This window comes from Lysobacter enzymogenes, assembly GCF_900106525.1.
Taxonomy (GTDB): Bacteria; Pseudomonadota; Gammaproteobacteria; order Xanthomonadales; family Xanthomonadaceae; genus Lysobacter; species Lysobacter enzymogenes.
Window position 1 is genome coordinate 960,868 of sequence record NZ_FNOG01000001.1, and the last position, 20,688, is coordinate 981,555.

Sequence of the window (20,688 nt, forward strand, 5' to 3'; positions counted from 1 at the left end):
CGCGAAAACCGGTAGCTACCTGTAGGAGCGGCGCAAGCCGCGACTGCGACAACGCAACTGCCGCGCAAGTTTCGGCGCAGTTGGATTGTCGCGGTCGCGGCTCGCGCCGCTCCTACAAAGAGCCACAGCGCGCCGATGCGGGTTACAGCGCGCCCAGCGCCGTCATCGCCCGCCCGTTGCGCCATTCCTGCTGCGCCTGCACGTGGCCGCTGCGCTCGAGATAGTCGACGATCGAACGCACCGTCACCACCGGATACTCGCCGCCGAGCCGGGTCGCGATGGGGTGATCGGTGAAGGCGACATTGGCGCTGAACAAACCGCCGAGCACGCGCTTGGAGTAGGGGATATGCACGCGGTCGGCGCGAAAGCCGTCGCGCTGCACGGCCGCGAACGCGGCGCCGCGATTCGGCGCTGGCGTCGGCGACAGCGCGGCGCCCACGGTTTCCAGCACCCACGCGGTCGAGTTCTGATACTCGGCGCTGCCGGGGCGCGCGATCAGGTTGTAGTGCGGTTGGTGCAGCGCGGTTTGCGGCAGCGCGCGCAGGCGCTCGGCCAGGCGCTGCGCCAGTTCGGGTTCGAGCCAGACGATGCGCGCGTCCTGCTTGACCAGGTCGTCGGCGAAGAAATTGACCAGGCCCTGGCTGTAGAGATTGGAGCGGTCGCTGCCGCATTCGTTGAGCAGGTGCACCGCGGTCCAGCGGCCGGCCGGGTGGTCGCGCACGACGAAACCGACGTGGCTGTAGACCAGGCCCTGCGCCGACAGGTCGGTGCCGACCCGCGCCACCAGCGCCAGCGGCGCGTCGCGGCGGTCGAGCGCGTCGGCCACGGTCAGCGCGGTCTGGGCGGCGTCGGCGAGCTTGCGCGGCGCCAGCGGTTCGCTGCCGCAGCCGGTGCCCGCGCGTCCTTGCGCGGGCAGCAAGACCAGCGTCGCCGCCAGCATCGTCGCGGCCATCAGCATCCTGCCGTGCGCGCGCGATGCCGGGGCGGTGTTGCGCCGGCGCGATCCCTGCGCCGGGTCCCGCTCCCTGCCCAACCTTCCCGGAACCCTTTCCACCTCAGCTCAACCTGCGGCTGTGCAGGTGGCGGCGTGCGCGCTCGTCGGGGACGAAACAGAACACGTGGCCGGCGGCGTCGCTGATCAGCCAGCCGGCGGCGACCGCGGTGATCACCACCGAGGCGCCGACCGACAAGCCCAGCGTGCGCGCCTGTTCGGCCGAGAGCTTGACCACCAGCGAGGCGCCCGCGCCGACCGCGGACACCGTCACCGCGACCGCGTTGCCGCTGGCCTCGATCGCGGTGACCGAAAATTTGGCGCCTTCCGACAGCGCATGGGCGGCGGCCACCGGCACTTCGACCGAGGCGTCCAGGCTGGTCGCCGATTGCCGGCTGGCGCCGTCGGATTGCACGGCCGCGTGCGCCGGCAGTGCGGCGGTGGCGACGGCGCAGGCCATCGCAAAGGGGAGCAGGCGTTCGGCAATCCCTGGCATCGGTGCCACCTCGTTTCGATCCGAGGCCCAACTTCGGTGGTGGGCGCGGAGCTGGCAACGCTCATCGCCAAGGTGGCTCGGCTTTCCCTGCGAGGTAGCGTATTTTGCTACCCATGGCTCTTTCCCTCGAACTCGTCGACGCCCTGAAGCGCTTTTTGCGTGCCCAGGACCTCACTTATCGCGACCTCGCCGGCCGGCTCAAGCTCAGCGAGGCAGCGGTCAAGCGCATGTTCTCGCGGCGGGCGATGAGCCTGGCGCGGCTGGAGGAGATCTGCGATGTGCTCGACATCGGCCTGGCCGAGCTCAGCGCCGAAGCCGGGCGCGGGCGCGCGCCGATGGCCACGCTCAGCGAGGCGCAGGAGCAGGCCCTAGTCGACGAACCGGCGCTGCTGCTGGCGTTGTTCCTGACCTTGAACCGCTGGAAGCAGTCCGACGTGCAGGGCCACTTCAACTTCGACGACGCGCGCTGGACCGGGCTGCTGGTGCGGCTGGACCGGCTCGGCATCATCGAGCTGATGCCCGGCAACCGCGGCCGCCCGCTGACCGCGCGCAATTTCCGCTGGCGCGCCGACGGCCCGATGGAGCGCTATTTCCGGCTCAAGCTGCTGCACGACTACTTCGCCGACCCCTTCGACGGCGAGCAGGACGTGCTGCTGCTGCTCAGCGGCGCGCTGAGCCCGGCCGGCATCGGCCAGCTCAAGCAGCGCCTGGGCGAGGTGGCGCGCGAATTCGACGCGCTGCTGGCGCGCGACGCGGCGCTGAGCGCGCAGGAGCGGGTGGGGGTGAGTCTGGTGCTGGCGCAGAAGCCGTGGCTGTTGCAGTTGTTCCAGCCGTATCGGCGTTCGCAGGGTTGAGCGGTAGGTTTGCGGTGGATGGCGCTTTTTGTAGGAGCGGCGCGAGCCGCGACCGCGACAACCCAACTACGCCGAAACTTGCGCCGCGGGTGCGTTGTCGCGGTCGCGGCTTGCGCCGCTCCTACAGGTAGCGACCGATTTTCGCGTCAATCGAACTCGGCGCTCGGCGGGATCGCCTTGCGCGCGAACAGGGCCTCGGGGACTTCGACGAATTCCATCCGGTAGGGGCCGCCGAGTTCTTCGGGTTCGAGCTGCGGGAACTGGCGGTAGAGCGGGGCGGTCACGCTCAGCATTTCGCCCATGATCCGGCCGAAGTCCGCGCACAAGGCGCGGAACTCGTCGTGCGATAGCTGCGCCTGCAATTGCAGCAGGTGCCGGTCGAGGGTGGCGTTCATGCCGGCCAGCAGCAGGCTGGTGCGTTCGGCTTGTTCGCGGTCCATGGCGTCTCCGCTGGTTTCAGCCCTTGCTGTGCGACTTCGCGCCGATCGGCTTGAGCGCGCCGTATTTCTCCTTCGCCGGCTTGCCCTTGAGCGGCGGGAACTCGAGCTTGGCCGGCGGCACGTCGGTGTCGGGCAGGCGCGCGAGCAGGTCGCGGATCAGGGTCAGCCGGCCCTGGCGCTGGTCGTTGAAATCCACCAGCGTCCACGGCGCGTGCTTGGTGTGGGTGGCCTCCAGCATCGCTGCGCGGGCGCGGGTGTAGTCGTCGTAGTGGGCGCGCGCCTGCAGGTCGATCGGCGAGAGCTTCCAACGCTTGAGCGGGTCGTTGAGGCGCTCGGCGAAGCGCTCCTCCTGCTTGTCCTGGTCGCAGCACAGCCAGTACTTGAACAGCACGATGCCGTCGTCGGTCAGCAGCTTCTCGAACACCGGCGCCTGCTTGAGGAAGGCCTTGACCTGCTCGGGCTTGGCGAAGCCCATCACTTGCTCGACGCCGGCGCGGTTGTACCAGCTGCGGTCGAACAGGGCGATCTCGCCAGCCGCCGGCAAGTGCGGTACGTAGCGCTGGAAATACCACTGCCCGGCCTCGCGTTCGCTGGGCTTGGACAGGGCCACGACGTGGCATTGGCGCGGGTTGAGGTTTTCCGAGATCGAACCGATCGCGCCGCCCTTGCCGGCGGTGTCGCGGCCTTCGAACAGGATCACCACGCGCTTGCCGCTGTGCTGCAGCCAGCGCGCCATCGCCGCCAGCTCCAGCTGCAACGGCGCCAGCTGTTCCTCGTATTCCTTGCGCTTGAGCTTGCTCATGGGGCGGCCTTCTTGCGGGCGGAAGCCTTCTTCTTCGCCGGCGCCTTGCGCGCGCTGCGCGCCGGCGCGGCGCGGCGGGTGCCGGCCATGCTCGCGGCGACTTCGATCAACGCGCCCTGCTGGCGGGTGTCGAGCGCGCGGTAGGCGGCGAGCAGGTCGTGCTCGCCCTGGGTGCGGGCCGGATCGAGCGTGCTGGCCAGTTCGGCCAGCAGCGCGCCGGCCGGCACGCCGAAGGCACGCGCCAGCGCGTCGAGCTGGTCGCGGCCGGGCAGCTTCTCGCCGCGCAGCCAGGCGCTGACGGTGTTGGCGCCGGCGCGCGGGATCGCGGTGGCCAGGTCGGTCACGCTCAGGCCGCTGGCCTTGGCCAGCAAGCGCAAGGTGGTATCCAGCGACATGCGCATCACTCCTTGAGGCGGGGACGCAAAGTGGCGAGGTTGCACGGCCGGGTGCGCGCGTCGAGTTGCGCGCTGACGATCTTTTCCCAGGCGGTGCGGCAGGCCGAGGTCGAGCCCGGCAGGCAGAACAGGAAGGTGGCGTTGGCCAGGCCGGCGAACGCGCGCGACTGCAAGGTCGAGGTGCCGATCTCGTCGAAGCTCAGCGCGCGGAACAGCTCGCCGAAGCCCGGCATTTGCTTGTCCAGCAGCGGCAGCAGCGCCTCGGGCGTGGAGTCGCGGCCGGTGAAGCCGGTGCCGCCGGTGACCAGGATGCCGTCGACCGCCTCATCGGCGATCCACTGCGACACCGCCGCGCGCAACTTGTAGCGATCGTCCGGCAACAGCTTGCGTTCGACCAGGCGGTGGCCGGCGTCGGTGAGCGACTGGATCAGGTAATCGCCGGAGCTGTCGTTGGCGAGGGTGCGGCTGTCGGAAACGGTCAGCACGCACAGGTTCAGGGGGATGAAATCGCGTTCTGCGGTCATGCCGCCGAGACTAGCGCAAACCGGCCGCGGGCGGGGTTGCGGCACGGTGAAGACGTGCGCGTGTACCGGCGGTTTTCGACAGCGATCCCAGGCAGCGATCCCAGGCGGCGGCGCCGCGCCGGGCGCTCAGCCGGCGGCGCGGCGGTCCGCGCCGGCGGGCAGCGCCAGCGCGGCTTCCATGCGCGCGATCGCCTCGTCCAGTTGCGCGCGCTGCGCCGGGTCCAGATGTTCGGCTGCATCGTCGAGCAGGTTGGCCAGCCGCAGCAGGCGGCGGCGGTGGCCGTGCGCGTCCAGGCGCACCAGGCGCCCGCCGACGTCGTCGTGCGCGGCCGGGTTGCGCGCGTCCGCATGCAGGTAGCGCGACAACAGCAGGCGCAGGCGTTCGGCGCCCTCGGCGACTTCTTCCGACCACGGCTCGGCGGTGCCGCAGACGGTTTCGTTCCATTCGGCGAAGCTGGTGCGCGGGCCGATGGTCAGGCGGCCGGCGTCGAGCTGGTAGGCGTCGGCCGGCGAGCCGGCCCAGCGCACGTGTTCGACCTGTTCGTTGCGCAACAGCAGCAGCCAGCCGCTGGCTTCGGCGTCGAGCGGCGCCGCGAACAGGCCGGCCGGGCCGCGCCCGCTCGCGTTCCAGTCCGCGCGCGCGTGGGTGCCGGCGGCGGCGTGGCGCGCGTGGGTGTGCGCCCAGGCCAAGGCCGGCGCCAGCAGCGCCGGGTCGAAGTCGGCGCCGGCCAGCACCGCCTCATCGCCGGCGACCACCGCCGCGCCGTCGGCGGCGAGCGCGCCGAGCAGCGCATCGGGCTGCTCGCGCAGCACCGCGAACAGCGAGGACGCCTGCGCCAGCGCCTGTTCCAGGCGGTCGCGGTGCAGGCGCGCGGCGGCTTCGGCCGCGGCGATCTGCTTGAGGTTGCGCGTGCTCAGCAGCAGCGACACATAGCGGCCGAACACGTCGGCGGCGATGCGCTCGCGCGGCCCGACCGCGCGCGGCTGCGGATGGTGGCAGGCGATCAGCCCCCACAGGCGGCCGTCGACGATCAGCGAGATCGACATCGACGCGCACACGCCCATGTTGCGCAGGTATTCCAGATGGATCGGCGAGACGCTGCGCAACACGTCGAAGCTCATGTCCAGCGGCGCCGCCTGCGCCGCGGTGCGCACCGGCACCGGCGCGTAGCCGGCGTCGGGAATCACCCGCACCCGGTTGGCCAGGTACAGCGCGCGCGCCTGCGGCGGGATGTCGGAAGCGGGAAAGCGCAGGCCCAGATAGGAACTGAGTTCGCCGCCCAGCGACTGCGCCACGACTTCGCCGGAGTGGTCGTGGCGGAACGCATAGACCATGACCCGGTCGTAACCGGTGAGCGCGCGCACCTGCTCGGCCACGGCCTGGAAGAACGGCGTCGCCTGGGTGCGGGCTTCGAGCCCGGCGATCATCGCGTGCGCTTCCAGCGGCTCGGCGACGGCGCGCGCGGCCGGCTCCAGTTCGACGTGGATCAAGTCCGAGCGCAGGTGCACCGACAAATGATGCAGCCCGCCCCACACGCCGGCGTTGACCAGCCCGGCCAGACGCGGGAACTCGCCGGGCCGCGAGGCCGCGGCGCTGGCGCGGATCAGCTCCAGCGCGTGCGCGTCGAACAGGTCGTCGATGGGCTGGCCGAGCAGGGCGACGGCATCGTCGGCGCCGAACAGTTCGGCGGCGTTGTCGGAGGCCGCGGCGATCGCTCCGCTGCGCGCGGCGAACGCGAGCAACGCGCCGTGCGGCTGGATCGCGCCGCTGAGATGGATCGGTTCGCGCGCGCAGGCCTCGAAGGCGGCCTGCAACTTCGGATCGGTCACGCAGACTCCTTTTCGATCAATCCATCGGCGACCACACCGAAGGCCAGCCGCGCGCCGCGCACGGCGTCCGCGCGCAGGCCGCCTTCGAGGGTCTGCAATTCGTCGACAAAACGCGGCCAGCGATCGCTTGGCCGGGCGTGATGCTGCAGGAACGCCAGCGGCAGGCCGGGCTCGCGCAAGCGCAGGCGCTCGGCGGCGCGCAGCAGCACGCGCGCGCCCAGCGTGGAACCCTCCAGCACGTAGTTCGCGCCCATCCAGCTCGACCCCGGCAGCGGCGCCAGTCCGTGCGCCAGCGGCAGCAGGCCCAGGTCGCGCAGGTCCTGGCGCAGCAGCGCCTGGCGGCGCGGATCGAACCACTCGCTCCAGGCCGCGCGCGCATCCACCGCCGGTGGCGCCGCCGCCAGCAGTTCGACCAGCGCGAGCATGCCGAGCAGATAGCGGGTGTAGCCGCGGCGGTCGTCGAGCGCGCCGGCGAGCGCAGCGTCGAGGTCTTGATGTTGGCGTGCGGTGGCCGTGCGCAATTCGAGATGCAGCGTGTTCACGGGCGGTTCGGCGAACGGCGAAAAGGCGGCCAGTCTACGCATTGCGTTCCTCCGCGTCAGGCCGGGCAAGCGTGCGCGCGCGGCGTCTGAACGATTCAGTTCGAAGCTGCGACGGTAGCCGCGTTCGCCGACGACGCACGTGAACGTTCGGTCCACGCGGAGTTAATCGTGCTGCGTCGAACGTACCGCCTCGAGCGCGCCGCCTCGGGCGCGCAGCGGCGCGCCGGCGACGACGGCGGCCGCGTCAGACGCGCGCCGGCCCCTGCAGCGGCGTCGGCGCCTCGCCCTTGCGCTGGCGCCGGGCCATCGCCAGGGTCATCGCGGCGAAGTCGACGGCGAAGCCGTCCATGTCGAACACGCCGCTGTCCGCGCGCCGCGCCGCCAGCTGCGCGCGCAACGCCGCCAGCGCGGCCGGGTCGTTGCCCAGCGCGATCGCGCGGGCGACGAAGGCGGCGTCGTCGGCGACGTTCATGTCGCCCAGGCCGAGGTGGTGGTTGAGGCTGCCGGCTACGCGCGCGGCGAAGGTCGCGCCGGGCGCGGTCAGCACCGGGCAGCCGGCCCACAGCGCGTCGGAGGCGGTGGTGTGGGCGTTGTAGGGATGGGTGTCGAGGAACAGGTCGGCATGGCGCAGCCGCGCCAGGTAGTCGGCGTGCGGCTGCTTGCGCATGAACACCAGCCGCGCCGGATCGATGCCGTGGCCGGCCGCGGCGTCGCGCAGGCGCGCGTCGGCGTTGCCGGGCCCCGACAGCAGCCACAGCACGCTGCCGGGCACGCCGCGCAGCACCGCCAGCGCGCGCGCGAGGCTGCGCGGGTTGAGCTTGTAGCTGTTGTTGAAGCAGCAGAACACCACGCCCTGCGCGGGCAGGCCGCAGGCGGCGCGGTCCGGCGGTTCGGCGACGACGCGGGCGGTGTCGGAGGGCTGGAAGCAGCGCGGCAGCCAGGCCACGGTTTCGCTGAAGTGCTCGGCCATCGGCTCGGGCAGGACGAAGCGGTCGGCGAGCACGTAATGGATCCACGGCGCGGCGCTGGTGCCCGGATAGGCCAGCCAGTTCACCTGCACCGGCGCGGGCCGCATCGCCAGCACTTCCGGGGTGCCGCCGCCGCCCCAGCCGCGCAGGTCGAACAAGACGTCGATGCCGGCGCCGCGGATGGTCTGGGCGATGCGCGCGTGCGGCTGCTGGGCGACATCGTGCAGTTGCTGCGCGGCCTCGCGCAGGCGCCGGCGGATCGTGCTGCCGTCGTCGCGGTTGAGCGCGAACAGATGCACCTCCAGCCCGCCGCGGCGCTTGAGCGCTTCGAACAAGGCCACCGTCAGCAGGCCGGTGGGGTGGTTGCCGAAGCCGTTGGAGAGGAAGCCGGCGCGCACCGGCGCCTGTGCGTCCTTGACCGGCGCCGGCGGCAACGTGGGCACGGCGCGGGCGATGGCGGACGCGCGCAGGCCGGCGCAGCGGCGCTGTTCGGCGGCGCTGGCGTCTTCGCTGAGGAAGGCGAACGGTTCCACCGAGGCCTGTGCGCGCGCGACCGCGTCGCGGACTTGGCGCGCGAGGCGGTCGAGATCGCGCCAATCGCACAGCTTGCGCCGCCACGCCAGCAGGTAGGCGGCCAGCTGCGGTTCCTGCGGCGCCAGCGCGTAGGCGTGGGCGTAGGCGGCCAGCGCGCCCTCGGCGTCGCCGACGTCTTCCAGCACATGGCCCAGCCACACCGCCATGCCCGGATGCTGCGGCGCCGCGCGGGTCGCCGCGCGCAGGCTCTGTACGGCTTCGTCGCGGCGGCCCTGCATCCACTGCGCGCGGCCCAGCCGCGCCAGCGCTTCGGGATGGCCTGGGCGCAGTTCCAGCGCGCGCCGGGCGGCGAGTTCGCCCGAGGCGGCGTCGCCGGCGTCGAGCTCGTGTTCGGCCAGCATCACCCAGCCCATCGCATCGCTGGGATTGGCGCGCAGGGACTGGCGCAGGGCGGCGCGCGGATCGGTCATGGCGCGGGGCTCGCGGCGCTCAGGCTTGCGCCGGCGGCAGGCCGGCTTGCGCCAGCGATAAGTGATAGCGCTGGGTGCCGTCGAAGCGCTGCCAGCCGGCGGCGTCGTACAGCGCCTGGGCCTGGGCGTTGTCGTGGTTGGTTTCCAGCTCCAGGCGCGCGGCGCCATCAGTGCGGGCGAACTCGGCGGCGGCCTCGAGCAGGGCGCGGGCGACGCCGCGGCGGCGCGCGCCGGGCTCGACGAACAAGTCGTTGAGCACCCACACCCGCGCCGCGCGCACCGAAGAGAAGGTCGGATAGAGCTGGACGAAGCCCGCGGCCGCGGCATCGTCGAGCGCGGCCAGCAGCAGCACCGAATCGCCGCGCTGCAGGCGTTCGCCGATGAAGGCGCGCGAGACCGCGGCGTCGTCGCGCTGGGTATAGAAATGCCGGTAGCGGTCGAACAACGGCGCGACCAGGTCGAGGTCGGCGGAACGGGCGCGGCGGATGGCGAGGCTCATGCGGACGTCGGCGCAGCGGGGGAGGGCCGATTATGGCCGCAGGTCGGGGGCAGCGTCATGACCGGCGACGGCCGATCGCGGCGGGGTGCGCGCAGTCCCCCAGTTCGCGCCGAATGCAGGCGATCTACCTGTAGGAGCGGCGCGAGCCGCGACCGCGACAGCGCAACTACGCCGAAACTTGCGCCGCAGCTGCGTTGTCGCGGTCGCGGCTCGCGCCGCTCCTGCAGGGGGAAATCGCGGCAGTGTCGGACGGCGGGCGAGTCCGTGCGTGGAACCCCGCGTCGTAGTTGCGTTGGCGCGGGCAAACAGCGGCGGCGTCAGCCGGCAGATATCAGCCCGCGGACAAACGCGCCAGTTCGTCGGCCTGGTGTTCGTGCACCAGACGCCCGATCAGGGCGTCGAGGTCGCCGGCGATCACGTTCGGCAGGTCGTACAGGGTCAGCCCTTCGACCCGGTGGTCGGTGATGCGGCCCTGCGGGAAGTTGTAGGTGCGGATGCGCTGGCTGCGGTCGCCGCTGCCGACCTGCAGGCGCCGGTCCTGCGCCTGCGCGGCGGCGGCCTTGGCCGCGGCGGCGTCGGCCAGCATCGCCTGCAGGCGCTTGAGCGCCTTGTCGCGGTTGGCGTGCTGGCTGCGCTCGGTCTGGTTTTCCACCACCACGCCGCTGGGGATATGGGTGATGCGGATCGCCGATTCGGTCTTGTTGACGTGCTGGCCGCCGGCGCCGGAGGAGCGGAAGGTGTCGACCTTCAGGTCGGCCGGGTTGATCTCGATCGGCTCGCCTTCCGGCTCCACCGCGATGATCGCCACGGTCGCTGCCGAGGTGTGGATGCGGCCCTGCGATTCGGTCTCCGGCACGCGCTGCACGCGGTGGGTGCCGGATTCGAACTTGAGCCGCGAATACGCGCCGCGGCCTTCGACCCGGGCGATGATTTCCTTGAAGCCGCCGTGCTCGCCGGGATTGGACGATTCGATCTCGACCTTCCAGCCCTGCCGCTCGGCATAGCGCGAATACATGCGGAACAGGTCGCCGGCGAAGATCGCCGCCTCGTCGCCGCCGGTGCCGGCGCGCACTTCCAGGTACAGGTCGCCGTCGTCGCGCGGGTCTTTCGGGATCAGGTGCGCCATCAGCTCGACGTCGAGCCGCTGCAGGCGCTCGTGCGCGCTGGCGATCTCCTCGTCGGCCAGCTCGCGCAGCTCCGCATCGGCGCGCATCGCCTCGGCCGCGGCCAGGTCGGCCTTGGCCTGCGCCTCGGCGGCCAGCGCCAGCGCCACCGGTTCGAGCTGGGCGAACTCGCGCGAGCACTTGCGGAAACGCTCGTTGTCGCCGATCACGCCGGGATCGGCGAGCAGGCGTTCGAGTTCTTCGCGGCGTTCGGCCAGGGCTTCGAGTTTGCGGCGCAGGGTGGGGGTCATTGAGTCGGCAGAGCGAATAGGAGAGGGCAAGCGCAGACGGCGAAAACGCGGCGGCTGGCCGCGCTAACGGTCTTGCAGCGATTCGGCGTCGGCCGCTTCGCTTCGCTCCGTTCCCGATTCGCGATTGCCCACTGCCGACCCGCCGCTGGCGGCGGGGAACAGCTTGTCCGCGGCCCGCGCCAGTTCCGGATTGCCGGTCAGCGCCGCTTCGCGCAGGGCGATCGTCGGCGCGTGCAGCAGGCGGTTGGTCAGGGTGTGGGCGAGGAAGTTGAGCACTTCGCCCGGATCCTGGCCGGCGGCGAGCTGGGCCTGGGCCTTGGCCAGCACTTCCTCGCGCGCGGCCTCGCCGTGGTCGCGCAGGCGCTTGATCGGCGCGGTGCGGGTACTCGCGGCCAGGGTCTCGACGAAGCGCGCCACCTGCAGCTCGACGATGGCCTCGGCCTCGGTCGCGGCCTCGCGGCGGCTGCGGCGGTTGTCTTCGATGGCGCGTTCCAGATCGTCCACGGTGTACAGGAATACGTCCTTCAGCTCGGCCACGTCGGCGGCGATGTCGCGCGGCACGGCCAGGTCCAGCAGCAGCATCGGCCGGTGCTTGCGCGCGGCCAGCGCCGCGGCCACCTGCGGCTTGCGCAGGATCGGTTCGCGGCTGGCGGTGGCGCTGAGCACGATGTCGGCCTCGGCCAGGTGGCGGTCGATCTCGCTCAGCGGCAGCGCCACGCCGCCGTGGCGGGTGGCCAGGTCCTGGGCGTGGGCGAGGGTGCGGTTGGCGATCAGCAGACGCTTGGCTTTCGCCTGCACCAGATGGCGCGCGGCCAGTTCGACCGTCTCGCCGGCGCCGACCAGCAGCACGCTGGAGTCTTCCAGCCGGGCGAAGGATTCCTGCGCCAGCCGCACCGCGGCCGAGGCCACCGACACCGGATTGGCGCCGATGCGGGTGTCGGTGCGCGCGCGCTTGGCGGTGGAGAAGGCCTGCTGGAACAGCCGGTCGAGCTGGCTGCCCAGGGTGCCGGCGCCGCGCGCGGCGGCCCAGGCGTCTTTCACCTGGCCCAGGATCTGCGGCTCGCCGAGCACCAGCGAATCCAGGCCGGTGGCGACCCGGAACAGGTGCCGCACCGCCTCGGCGTCGCGATGGCGGTACAGATAACCGTGCAGGTCGCCGGCATCGTCGGGATGGGTGGCCAGCCACTCGGCCAGGGCGCGGCCGTCGTCGTCGGCCACCGCGTAGATCTCGGTGCGGTTGCAGGTCGACAGCAGCGCGACCTCGCGCACCGGCGCCAGCGCGCGCAGCGCGGCCAGCGCCGCCGGCACCGTATCGCCGGCGAACGCCACCCGTTCGCGCAGGCTGACCGGCGCGGTCTGGTGGTTGAGGCCGAGGACGTACAGGCTCATGGAGGCGGGCGTCGCGCTACCCGATCGCCTGCGCGCGCAGCCGTCCCGCAGCGGCGGGGAAGTTCCATCGGATGGCGGCGGAGGCGGGACATCGGTTCAGGCGCTTGCGATAAGCTGCGGGCTGCTGAAGGCCGCCATTCTACCGGCCCACTGGTCCCCCCGTGTCTTCTTACGATTCGATTTTCTCGATCGGTCCAATAGACAGCCCCGAAGACAACACCCAGCGCGCCCGCCGCCCCGTCCGCGGCCGCCGCGCGCCCCTGGCCGCCGCGCTGCTGCTGATGGCCGGCGGCTGGAGCGCTCTGGCCGGCGCCACCGCCCCGGCGCCGGCCGCCGGTACGGTCGCCGAGCCCAGCGCCGCCGCCCTCGCCGCGACCCGCGCCGCGATCCAGGCCGGCGCCGCCAAGGATCCCACCGGCGCCTCGCTGGAACCGCTGCTGGTCGGCGAATTCGCGCTGCAGTCGGGCAAGCTCAACGAGGCCTCCGCGGCTTATCTCAAGGCCGCGCGCGCCGCCAGCGACAAGGTGCTTGCCGAGCGCGCCACCAGCATCGCCTTGGTCGCGCGCGACGATGCCGCCGCGACCGAGTCGCTGGCGCTGTGGCGCAAGCTCGGCGGCCAGGGCCCGGTGTTCGCCGCGGCTGAGGCGACCTTGTCGCTGCGCCGCGGCGACGAACGCGCCGCGCTGCGGCAACTGGTCGCGCTGATGACCGCCGCGCCCGACACCGGCTGGCGCCAGGCGCTGGGCGTGCTCACCGCCGGCTCCAAGGATCCCAAGCAGACCGCGCGGATGGTCGAGAAACTGGTCGACGGCGGCCGCCTGCCGCCGCGCAACCTGATGGCCTGGGTCGCCTTCGGCGGCCTGTCGCAGCGGCTGGACCAGCCCAAGCTGACCGAACGCATCATCGATGAGGTGGTGCGGCGCTTCCCCGGCGAGCCGCGGGTCGGCCTGCTGCGCGTCACCCAGTTGCGCGACGACGGCAAGAGCGAAGAAGCCGCGCAACTGCTCGCCAGCCTGGTGCCGCTGGCCGACAGCGACAACGGCCTGCGCGCGCTGATCGCCGAGCAGTACGAAGGCCTCAACGATTTCCAGAAGGTCGCCGAAGTGCTCGCGCGCGGCCCGCAGGACGACCAGACCTACGCCTTGCGCGCCTCGTTCCTGGCCCGCGCCGACGACAAGCCGACCCTGACCGCGCTCTACGACGAACTGCGCGCCAGCGCGGCCAAGCCCGATCCGGCCCGGCGCCTGCTGCTGGGCCAGCTGGCCGAGTATCTGGAGCGCTTCGACGAGGCGCTGAACTGGTACCAGGGCGTGCCCGGCGGCCCGCAGCGCGAGATCGCGCGGCTGCGCGCGGCCAACGTGTTGCACAAGCTCAAGCGCGCCGACGAAGCCTTCGCCGCGTTGCGCGCGATCCAGTCCGACGCCTCGGCCGAGGACGACACCCGCCGCGACGCCTACATCCTGGAAGCGAACCTGCGCGCCGAAGACAAGAGCGTCGCCGGCGAGAACGAGGCCTTCGCCCGCGGCTTGGCCGCGTTCCCGGACGAGCCGGAAATCCTCTACGCGCGCGCCCTGAGCTGGGAGCGCCGGGACGACATCGCCCGCGCCGAAGCGGATTTCCGCCGCATCCTGGTGGCCGAGCCCGACAGCGTGGCCGCGCTCAACGCGCTCGGCTACACCCTGGCCGACCGCACCACGCGCTATCAGGAAGCGCTGGAGCTGATCGAGCGCGCGCGCACCGCCGAGCCGGACAACGGCGCCATCGTCGACAGCTACGGCTGGGTGCTCTACCGCCTGGGCCGGGTCAAGGAGGCCGAGGTCGAACTGCGCCGCGCCATGACCATGCTCAAGGACGCCGAAATCGCCGCGCACCTGGGCGAGCTGCTGTGGGAGACCGGCCGCCGCGACGAGGCGCGCAAGTATTTCGAGCAGGGCCGCAAGATCGATGCCGAGAACCGCTCGCTGCTGCGGGCGCTGAAGAAGTACGGGCTGTGAGCGCGGCGGACCTCGGTCGAGCCGCTGCCGGCGCGAGGCTGGCTGCGCCCGCCCGCATCGGCGCGGCGCTGTTGCTGGGCGCGCTGTTGACGGCGTGCGCCGGCGCCGGCGTGCGTCCCGGCGCGCCGGCGGGGCAGGTCGTGCCGGCCGCCGATGCCGCCGAACGCGAAGCCGCGCGCGCCGCGCGCGTGCGCGCCACCGCCGATTGGTCGCTGACCGGCCGCATCGCCGTATCCACCGCCGGCAAGGGCGGTAGCGGCCGGATCGAATGGAACCAGCGCGGCGGCGCCTACGAAGTCGCGCTGAGCGCGCCGGTCACCCGCCAGAGCTGGCGCCTGAGCGGCGGCCCCGACGGCGCCCGCCTGGACGGCCTGGACGGCGGCCCGCGCGAGGGCGCGGACGCCGCCGAAGTGCTGTTCCAGGCCACCGGCTGGGACATCCCGGTGGCTGCGCTCGGTCAGTGGCTGCGCGGCCTGCCGGCCGGCGACGGCGCCGACGCGCGCATCGTCCCCGGCGCCGACGGGCGCCCGCAGTCCATCGCCCAGGGCGGCTGGACCATCGCCTACGAATGGCCCGCCAGCGGCGACCTGCCCGCGCGCCTGGACGCGCGCCGCGATTCGGCGCGGGTGCGGCTGATCGTGGATCAGTGGCAGGGCGGGGCGGCCGCGGCTCCCTGAATCGCAACCCAGAACGTTCCCGGCGCTTCCGATGTCCTTCGATTCCACCGATTCGGCCCACGATTCCATCGGCGACCCCGCCTGGTCGGCCTGGCCCGCCCCGGCCAAGCTGAATCTGTTCCTGCGCATCGTCGGCCGCCGCGCCGACGGCTACCACCTGCTGCAGACCGTGTTCCGTCTGCTCGACTGGGGCGACACCATCCGCCTGCGGCCGCGCGCCGACGGCCGCATCGTCCGCCACGGCGGATCGGTGGCCGGCGTGGCCGAGGCCGACGATCTCACGGTGCGGGCCGCGCTGGCGCTGCAAAAGGCGTCGAATTGCAGTCAAGGTGCGGACATTGTCATCGAAAAGCGCATTCCGGCCGGCGGCGGCTTCGGCGGCGGCTCGTCCGATGCCGCGACCGTTCTGGTCGCCCTGGATGCGCTGTGGGGCACCGATCTGGGCGTGGACACCCTGGCCCGGCTGGGCCTGGGCCTGGGCGCCGATGTGCCGGTGTTCGTGCGCGGCGACAATGCCTGGGCCGAAGGCGTGGGCGAGCAACTGCGCCCGATCGACCTGCCGCCGGCCTGGTACGTGCTGGCCGACCCCGGCGTCCACGCCCCGACCGCGGCGCTTTTTCAATCCGCTGAATTGACGCGGGATGCCGCGCCCGCGACAATGTCGGACTTCGTTTCGGGTAGACCGCTCGGGAATGCGTTCGAGCCGGTGCTGCGCCAGCGCGAGGGGGCCGTCGAGGCCGCCTTCGCCGCTCTGGCGCGGATCGGATCGCCACGCCTGACCGGGTCCGGCAGCGGGTGTTTCGTCGAGTTCGCCACGCGCGAATCCGCCGAGGCCGCGCTGGCGGAACTGCCGCCGGGCCTGCGCGCCTGGACGGCGGCCGGGGCAGGGCGCTCGCCGCTGCATGCCGCGCTCGAAACCAACCGGCGCGGTTGAGCCAGCGGCTCCTCCCGTCGCGCAGCAAATCAAGTGGTATCTCGCGTTCTATCCAGGTTTCCGCAGGGGCGTCGCCAAGTGGCCCAAGGCACCGGGTTTTGATCCCGGCATTCGTAGGTTCGAATCCTACCGCCCCTGCCACAACGAGGGATTGGAGATTTGGGATTCGCGATTCGTAAAAGGCAGTACATCGCAGCCGCCGCTACGAATCGCGAATCCCAAATCCCGAATCCCGGTCCCAAGACAGTGCAAAACGATCGCAACCTGCTGGTTTTCAGCGGCAACGCCAACCGTCCGCTGGCCGAGGCCGTGTGCAAGGAGCTGGGCATCCGGCTCGGCAAGGCCCTCGTCGGCCGCTTCTCCGACGGGGAAGTGCAGGTCGAGATCGAAGAGAACGTGCGCCGCCAGGAGGTGTTCGTCATTCAGCCGACGAACGCGCCGACGGCCGAGAACTTCATGGAACTGCTGGTCCTGATCGACGCGCTCAAGCGCGCATCGGTGGCCAACGTGACCGCGGTGGTGCCGTACTTCGGCTACGCCCGCCAGGACCGCCGCCCGCGCTCCTCGCGCGTGCCGATCACCGCCAAGGTCGCGGCCAAGATGTTCGGCGCGGTCGGCGCCGACCGGGTGCTCACGGTCGATCTGCATGCGGATCAGATCCAGGGCTTCTTCGACATCCCGGTCGACAACGTCTACGCCTCGCCGCTGCTGCTCGCCGACATCTGGCGCGCGCACGGCACCGACAACCTGATCGTGGTGTCCCCGGACGTCGGCGGCGTGGTGCGCGCGCGAGCGATCGCCAAGCGCCTGGACGACGCGGACCTGGCGATCATCGACAAGCGCCGCCCGCGCGCCAACGTCGCCACGGTGATGAACATCATCGGCGACGTGTCGGGCAAGACCTGCGTGCTGGTCGACGACATCGTCGACACCGCCGGCACCCTGTGCGCCGCCGCGGCGGCGCTCAAGGCGCAGGGCGCGCAGAAGGTCGTGGCCTATTGCACCCACCCGGTGCTGTCGGGCGCGGCCATCGACAACGTGACCCGTTCGCAGCTCGACGAGCTGGTGGTGACCGACACCATCCCGCTCACCGCTGCGGCCCGGGCCACCGGCCGCATCCGCCAGCTCAGCGTGGCGGAACTGCTGGCCGAGACGATCCGCCGCATCGCCTTCGGCGAATCGGTGAGCTCGCTCTACGTCGATTGATCGAAAGAATTCGTTTCAAGGCTCATCTGGTCGCGGATGAGCTTCCCCACCGCCGCGAGGCGGTTCCAACGCTGTAACCATCGAGTACACGCAAATGTCCGAACACACCATCAAGGCCACTGGCCGCAAGGTCGAGGGGAAGGGTGCGAGCCGCCGCCTTCGTCATGCCGCCAGCATCCCGGCCATCATCTACGGCGGCAGCGCCGCTCCGCAGCCGATCCAGCTCGAGCACGAGAAGATCTGGCTGGCCAGCCAGCACGAGTGGTTCTACTCCTCGATCCTGAGCCTGGACGTCGACGGCAAGGTCGAGCAGGTCCTGCTGCGCGACATGCAGCGCCACCCGTTCAAGCAGATCATCATGCACCTGGACTTCCAGCGCGTTGACGCCAACCAGGCGCTGCGCGTGTCGGTGCCGCTGCACTTCCTCAACGAAGACAAGTCGCCGGCCGGCAAGTCCGCCGACGTCGTGGTCACCCACGAGCTCAACGAAGTCGAAGTGTCCTGCCTGCCGAAGGACCTGCCGGAGTTCATCGAGATCGACCTGTCGGACCTGAAGGTCGGCGACATCGTCCACCTGTCGGACCTCAAGCTGCCCAAGGGCGTCGAGATTCCCGAGCTGAAGCTGGGCAAGGAACACGATGTCGCCATCGTGATCGCCAAGCACGGCAAGGAAGAGGCCGAGCCGACCGAAGACGCGCCGGCCGCGGACGTGCCGGCCGCCAAGGTCTCCAAGAAGGACGAAGACAAGAAGTGATCGCCGGCCGGCGCGCCGTAGCCGGCGCGCCGGTCCGCGTTTGCGGACTGTCCTGAGTCATGGCGGGATTGCGCCTGATCGTCGGCCTGGGCAACCCCGGCGCCGAATACACCCGGACCCGGCACAACGCCGGGTTCTGGTTTGTGGACGCCTTGAACGAGAAGTTCGGCGGCCGCTTCGGCCTGGAATCCAAGCTGTTCGGCGAAACCTCGAAGATCGAGATCGCCGGCAAGCCGGTGTGGCTGCTCAAGCCGGCCACCTTCATGAACCTCTCCGGCAAGTCGGTCGCCGCCGCGCTGCGCTACTGGAAGATCGAGCCCGAGGAAGCGCTGCTGGCGCACGACGAGCTCGACCTCGCGCCCGGCACCGCCCGGCTCAAGTTCGACGGCGGCCACGGCGGCCAGAATGGCCTGCGCGACACCATCCAACTGCTCGGCCACGGCAAGTTCCACCGCCTGCGCCTGGGCATCGGCCACCCCGGCCACAAGGACAAAGTCACCCCGTGGGTGCTCGGCCGTCCCGGCAAGGACGACGAGGCCACGATCCTGCGCGCCATCGACGAGGCCATCGACGCGATGCCGCTGGCGGTGCAGGGCAATTTCATGGACGCGATGACGCGGTTGCATACCGCGAAGTGAAGCGGGAACGGGGAAGAGGGCGCGGGGAACGCAAGTTCGCCGCTGCGCGATTCCCGTCCTCGCCCGAAAGATTCTTTGCCGGGAGCTGCACGCTCGCAGCGACACGCGCGGTTCGGCGCGCGGCTCCCATTCCCCGTTCGCCATTTTCCATTTCCGGACTCAGCACCCATGGGCATCAAATGCGGCATCGTCGGCCTGCCTAACGTCGGCAAGTCGACCCTGTTCAACGCGCTGACCAAGGCGGGCATCGCCGCGGCCAACTTCCCGTTCTGCACGATCGAGCCCAACGTCGGCGCGGTGCCGGTGCCGGACCCGCGCCTCAACGCGCTGGCCGAGATCGTCAAGCCGCAGAAGCTGATCCCGACCGCGGTCGAGTTCGTCGACATCGCCGGTCTGGTCGCCGGCGCGGCCAGCGGGCAGGGGCTGGGCAACAAGTTCCTGGCGCATATCCGCGAGGTCGACGCGATCACCCACGTGGTGCGCTGCTTCGAGCACCCGGACGTGATCCACGTCAACAACAAGGTCGATCCGATCGCCGACATCGAGACCATCGACACCGAGCTGGCCCTGGCCGACCTGGAAAGCGTCGAGAAGGCCCTGCAGCGCGCCGAGCGCTCGGCCAAGACCGGCGACAAGGAAGCGGTGGTGCGCAAGGAAATCCTCGGCCGCGTCCGCACCGGCCTGGACGCCGGCAAGCCGGCGCGCGCGCTGGACCTGTCGGACGACGACAAGGCCGCCTTGCGCGACCTGTTCCTGCTGACCCTCAAGCCGGTCATGTACGTGGCCAACGTGCTCGAGGACGGCTTCGAGAACAATCCGCACCTCGACGCCGTGCGCGCCCGCGCCGTGGCCGAGGGCGCCCAGGTGGTGCCGGTCTCGGCCGCCATCGAGGAAGAGCTCAGCCAGCTCGACGACGCCGACCGCGACACCTTCCTGGCCGACCTGGGCCTGGCCGAGCCGGGCCTGAACCGGCTGATCCGCGCCGGCTACGCCCTGCTGGGCCTGCAGACCTACTTCACCGCGGGTGTGAAGGAAGTGCGCGCCTGGACGGTCAAGGCCGGCTCGACCGCGCCGCAGGCCGCCGCGGTGATCCACACCGACTTCGAGAAGGGCTTCATCCGCGCCGAAACCATCGCCTACGACGATTTCATCAAGTACAAGGGCGAGTCCGGCGCCCGCGACGCCGGCCGGCTGCGCCTGGAAGGCAAGGAATATCGCGTGCAGGAAGGCGATGTCTTGCACTTCCGGTTCAATGTTTGAGTAGACTACGCGCCCCCGCGGTCGACAGCCGCAAGCGCCGGCGGCGGGGGCGAAAAAAATCCCGAAAGATTTCGTGAAAGTGCGTTGACAAGCTGAAGATCGCACTTCAAAATTACGGGCTCTTCGGAGGGATACCCAAGCGGCCAACGGGGGCAGACTGTAAATCTGCTGGCTTACGCCTTCGGTGGTTCGAATCCACCTCCCTCCACCAGGTTGGCCGGTGCGACGATCAGCTTCATCGATACGGCGCTCAGGCAAAGCGGTAAAGTTTCAAAGCTCCAAGTTCCAACGCTGTATTGGCTGCACGCGGCGCGGGAGTAGTTCAATGGTAGAACTTCAGCCTTCCAAGCTGATTGCGCGGGTTCGATTCCCGTCTCCCGCTCCATTGAACGAAAGTCGCACAGCCCGTCGGTACCAAGTTTCGCTCACGTAGCTCAGTCGGTAGAGCACCTCCTTGGTAAGGAGGAGGTCGAAGGTTCGATTCCTTTCGTGAGCACCATCTTCAAGCGACACCCGGCTGCTTTACCAACAGCCAACGCGACACACAGACCAAACACGAGAAGCGATAGCCATGGCCAAGGGTAAGTTCGAGCGCACCAAGCCGCACGTGAACGTCGGCACGATCGGTCACGTCGACCACGGCAAGACCACGCTGACGGCCGCTCTGACCAAGGTCGGCGCCGAGCGTTTCGGTGGCGAATTCAAGGCGTACGACGCGATCGACGCGGCGCCGGAAGAGAAGGCTCGCGGCATCACGATTTCGACCGCTCACGTCGAATACGAAAGCCCGAACCGTCACTACGCCCACGTGGACTGCCCGGGCCACGCCGACTACGTGAAGAACATGATCACGGGTGCGGCGCAGATGGACGGCGCGATCCTGGTGTGCTCGGCCGCTGACGGCCCGATGCCGCAGACGCGCGAACACATCCTGCTGTCGCGTCAGGTCGGCGTGCCGTACATCGTCGTGTTCCTGAACAAGGCCGACATGGTGGACGACGCCGAGCTGCTCGAGCTGGTCGAGATGGAAGTGCGCGAGCTGCTGTCGAAGTACGAGTTCCCGGGCGACGACACCCC

General features: G+C 70.8%; 21 protein-coding genes and 4 tRNA genes. 13 read left to right on the forward strand and 12 right to left on the reverse strand.

Annotated elements, in window-relative coordinates; all coding sequences use genetic code 11:
• Positions 1-142: 142 nt before the first annotated feature.
• Together BLU84_RS04135 and BLU84_RS04140 are read right to left on the reverse strand one after the other, a co-directional pair.
• Positions 143-952, reverse strand: coding sequence for a DUF2145 domain-containing protein (locus BLU84_RS04135; protein WP_170849082.1), 810 nt, complete (start codon positions 950-952; stop codon positions 143-145).
• 103 nt (positions 953-1,055) lie between these two features.
• Positions 1,056-1,487 (reverse strand): hypothetical protein, encoded by a 432-nt coding sequence (locus BLU84_RS04140; protein ID WP_139174616.1) that lies wholly within the window; start codon positions 1,485-1,487, stop codon positions 1,056-1,058.
• 113 nt (positions 1,488-1,600) lie between these two features.
• Between BLU84_RS04140 and BLU84_RS04145 the strand changes: the two genes are divergently transcribed.
• Positions 1,601-2,341, forward strand: coding sequence for a helix-turn-helix domain-containing protein (locus BLU84_RS04145; protein ID WP_074863150.1), 741 nt, complete (start codon positions 1,601-1,603; stop codon positions 2,339-2,341).
• 146 nt (positions 2,342-2,487) lie between these two features.
• On the opposite strand, the gene BLU84_RS04150 is transcribed toward BLU84_RS04145, so the two are convergent.
• The 10 genes from BLU84_RS04150 to hemA all read right to left on the reverse strand — a co-directional run bounded on the left by BLU84_RS04150 (position 2,488) and on the right by hemA (position 12,148).
• The gene (locus tag BLU84_RS04150) at positions 2,488-2,781 is read right to left on the reverse strand and encodes a hypothetical protein (RefSeq protein WP_074863152.1); all 294 of its coding nucleotides are present in this window, start codon (positions 2,779-2,781) and stop codon (positions 2,488-2,490) included.
• 16 nt (positions 2,782-2,797) lie between these two features.
• On the reverse strand, positions 2,798-3,583 hold the full coding sequence (gene ppk2 / locus BLU84_RS04155; RefSeq protein ID WP_074863154.1) for a polyphosphate kinase 2: 786 nt from the start codon (positions 3,581-3,583) through the stop codon (positions 2,798-2,800).
• Entirely contained in the window at positions 3,580-3,978 is a 399-nt protein-coding gene (locus BLU84_RS04160; RefSeq protein ID WP_074863349.1) for a helix-turn-helix domain-containing protein, read from the reverse strand. Before BLU84_RS04160 ends, ppk2 begins: the two co-directional genes overlap by 4 nt.
• Before the next feature lie 5 nt (positions 3,979-3,983).
• Positions 3,984-4,502 carry a molybdenum cofactor biosynthesis protein B gene (gene moaB, locus BLU84_RS04165; protein WP_074863156.1) on the reverse strand — a complete coding sequence of 173 codons (519 nt, stop codon included), beginning with the start codon at positions 4,500-4,502 and terminating at the stop codon, positions 3,984-3,986.
• Positions 4,503-4,628: 126 nt separating this feature from the next.
• Positions 4,629-6,332, reverse strand: coding sequence for a GAF domain-containing protein (locus BLU84_RS04170; RefSeq protein ID WP_074863159.1), 1,704 nt, complete (start codon positions 6,330-6,332; stop codon positions 4,629-4,631).
• On the reverse strand, positions 6,329-6,874 hold the full coding sequence (locus BLU84_RS26105) for a biliverdin-producing heme oxygenase (protein ID WP_139174618.1): 546 nt from the start codon (positions 6,872-6,874) through the stop codon (positions 6,329-6,331). The genes BLU84_RS04170 and BLU84_RS26105 overlap by 4 nt, the downstream gene beginning before the upstream one ends.
• Before the next feature lie 244 nt (positions 6,875-7,118).
• A complete protein-coding gene (locus tag BLU84_RS04180) occupies positions 7,119-8,846 on the reverse strand; it encodes an O-linked N-acetylglucosamine transferase, SPINDLY family protein (RefSeq protein ID WP_074863163.1) in 1,728 nt (575 codons plus the stop codon).
• A gap of 19 nt (positions 8,847-8,865) precedes the next feature.
• Positions 8,866-9,345 carry a GNAT family N-acetyltransferase gene (locus tag BLU84_RS04185; RefSeq protein ID WP_074863165.1) on the reverse strand — a complete coding sequence of 160 codons (480 nt, stop codon included), beginning with the start codon at positions 9,343-9,345 and terminating at the stop codon, positions 8,866-8,868.
• Positions 9,346-9,676: 331 nt separating this feature from the next.
• Entirely contained in the window at positions 9,677-10,759 is a 1,083-nt protein-coding gene (gene prfA / locus BLU84_RS04190) for a peptide chain release factor 1 (RefSeq protein ID WP_074863166.1), read from the reverse strand.
• Positions 10,760-10,822: 63 nt separating this feature from the next.
• The gene (gene hemA / locus BLU84_RS04195) at positions 10,823-12,148 is read right to left on the reverse strand and encodes a glutamyl-tRNA reductase (RefSeq protein ID WP_074863168.1); all 1,326 of its coding nucleotides are present in this window, start codon (positions 12,146-12,148) and stop codon (positions 10,823-10,825) included.
• Positions 12,149-12,429: 281 nt separating this feature from the next.
• Between hemA and BLU84_RS04200 the strand changes: the two genes are divergently transcribed.
• The 12 genes from BLU84_RS04200 to BLU84_RS04255 form a co-directional block, all read left to right on the forward strand.
• Positions 12,430-14,142, forward strand: a complete 1,713-nt coding sequence (locus BLU84_RS04200) for a tetratricopeptide repeat protein (protein WP_139174650.1) — start codon at positions 12,430-12,432, stop codon at positions 14,140-14,142.
• A complete protein-coding gene (gene lolB / locus BLU84_RS04205) occupies positions 14,139-14,819 on the forward strand; it encodes a lipoprotein insertase outer membrane protein LolB (protein WP_233431056.1) in 681 nt (226 codons plus the stop codon). Before BLU84_RS04200 ends, lolB begins: the two co-directional genes overlap by 4 nt.
• Before the next feature lie 31 nt (positions 14,820-14,850).
• Positions 14,851-15,753: a 4-(cytidine 5'-diphospho)-2-C-methyl-D-erythritol kinase gene (ispE, locus tag BLU84_RS04210; RefSeq protein ID WP_074863170.1), complete on the forward strand. Its 903-nt coding sequence runs from the start codon at positions 14,851-14,853 to the stop codon at positions 15,751-15,753.
• Between the two features lie 64 nt (positions 15,754-15,817).
• Positions 15,818-15,894 (forward strand) — tRNA-Gln (locus BLU84_RS04215).
• 105 nt (positions 15,895-15,999) lie between these two features.
• Complete coding sequence (locus tag BLU84_RS04220; RefSeq protein WP_074863171.1) at positions 16,000-16,959, forward strand: ribose-phosphate diphosphokinase; 960 nt, start codon at positions 16,000-16,002, stop codon at positions 16,957-16,959.
• A gap of 94 nt (positions 16,960-17,053) precedes the next feature.
• Positions 17,054-17,713, forward strand: coding sequence for a 50S ribosomal protein L25/general stress protein Ctc (locus BLU84_RS04225; protein WP_074863174.1), 660 nt, complete (start codon positions 17,054-17,056; stop codon positions 17,711-17,713).
• 59 nt (positions 17,714-17,772) lie between these two features.
• Complete coding sequence (gene pth / locus BLU84_RS04230) at positions 17,773-18,351, forward strand: aminoacyl-tRNA hydrolase (protein WP_074863176.1); 579 nt, start codon at positions 17,773-17,775, stop codon at positions 18,349-18,351.
• Positions 18,352-18,519: 168 nt separating this feature from the next.
• On the forward strand, positions 18,520-19,611 hold the full coding sequence (gene ychF / locus BLU84_RS04235) for a redox-regulated ATPase YchF (RefSeq protein WP_074863178.1): 1,092 nt from the start codon (positions 18,520-18,522) through the stop codon (positions 19,609-19,611).
• A gap of 125 nt (positions 19,612-19,736) precedes the next feature.
• Positions 19,737-19,822 (forward strand) — tRNA-Tyr (locus tag BLU84_RS04240).
• 100 nt (positions 19,823-19,922) lie between these two features.
• Positions 19,923-19,996, forward strand: a tRNA-Gly gene (locus BLU84_RS04245).
• A 38-nt stretch (positions 19,997-20,034) separates the two neighbouring features.
• A tRNA-Thr gene (locus tag BLU84_RS04250) sits at positions 20,035-20,110 on the forward strand.
• A gap of 72 nt (positions 20,111-20,182) precedes the next feature.
• A partial coding sequence (locus tag BLU84_RS04255) for a GTP-binding protein (RefSeq protein WP_139174620.1) occupies positions 20,183-20,688 on the forward strand: 506 nt, incomplete at its 3' end.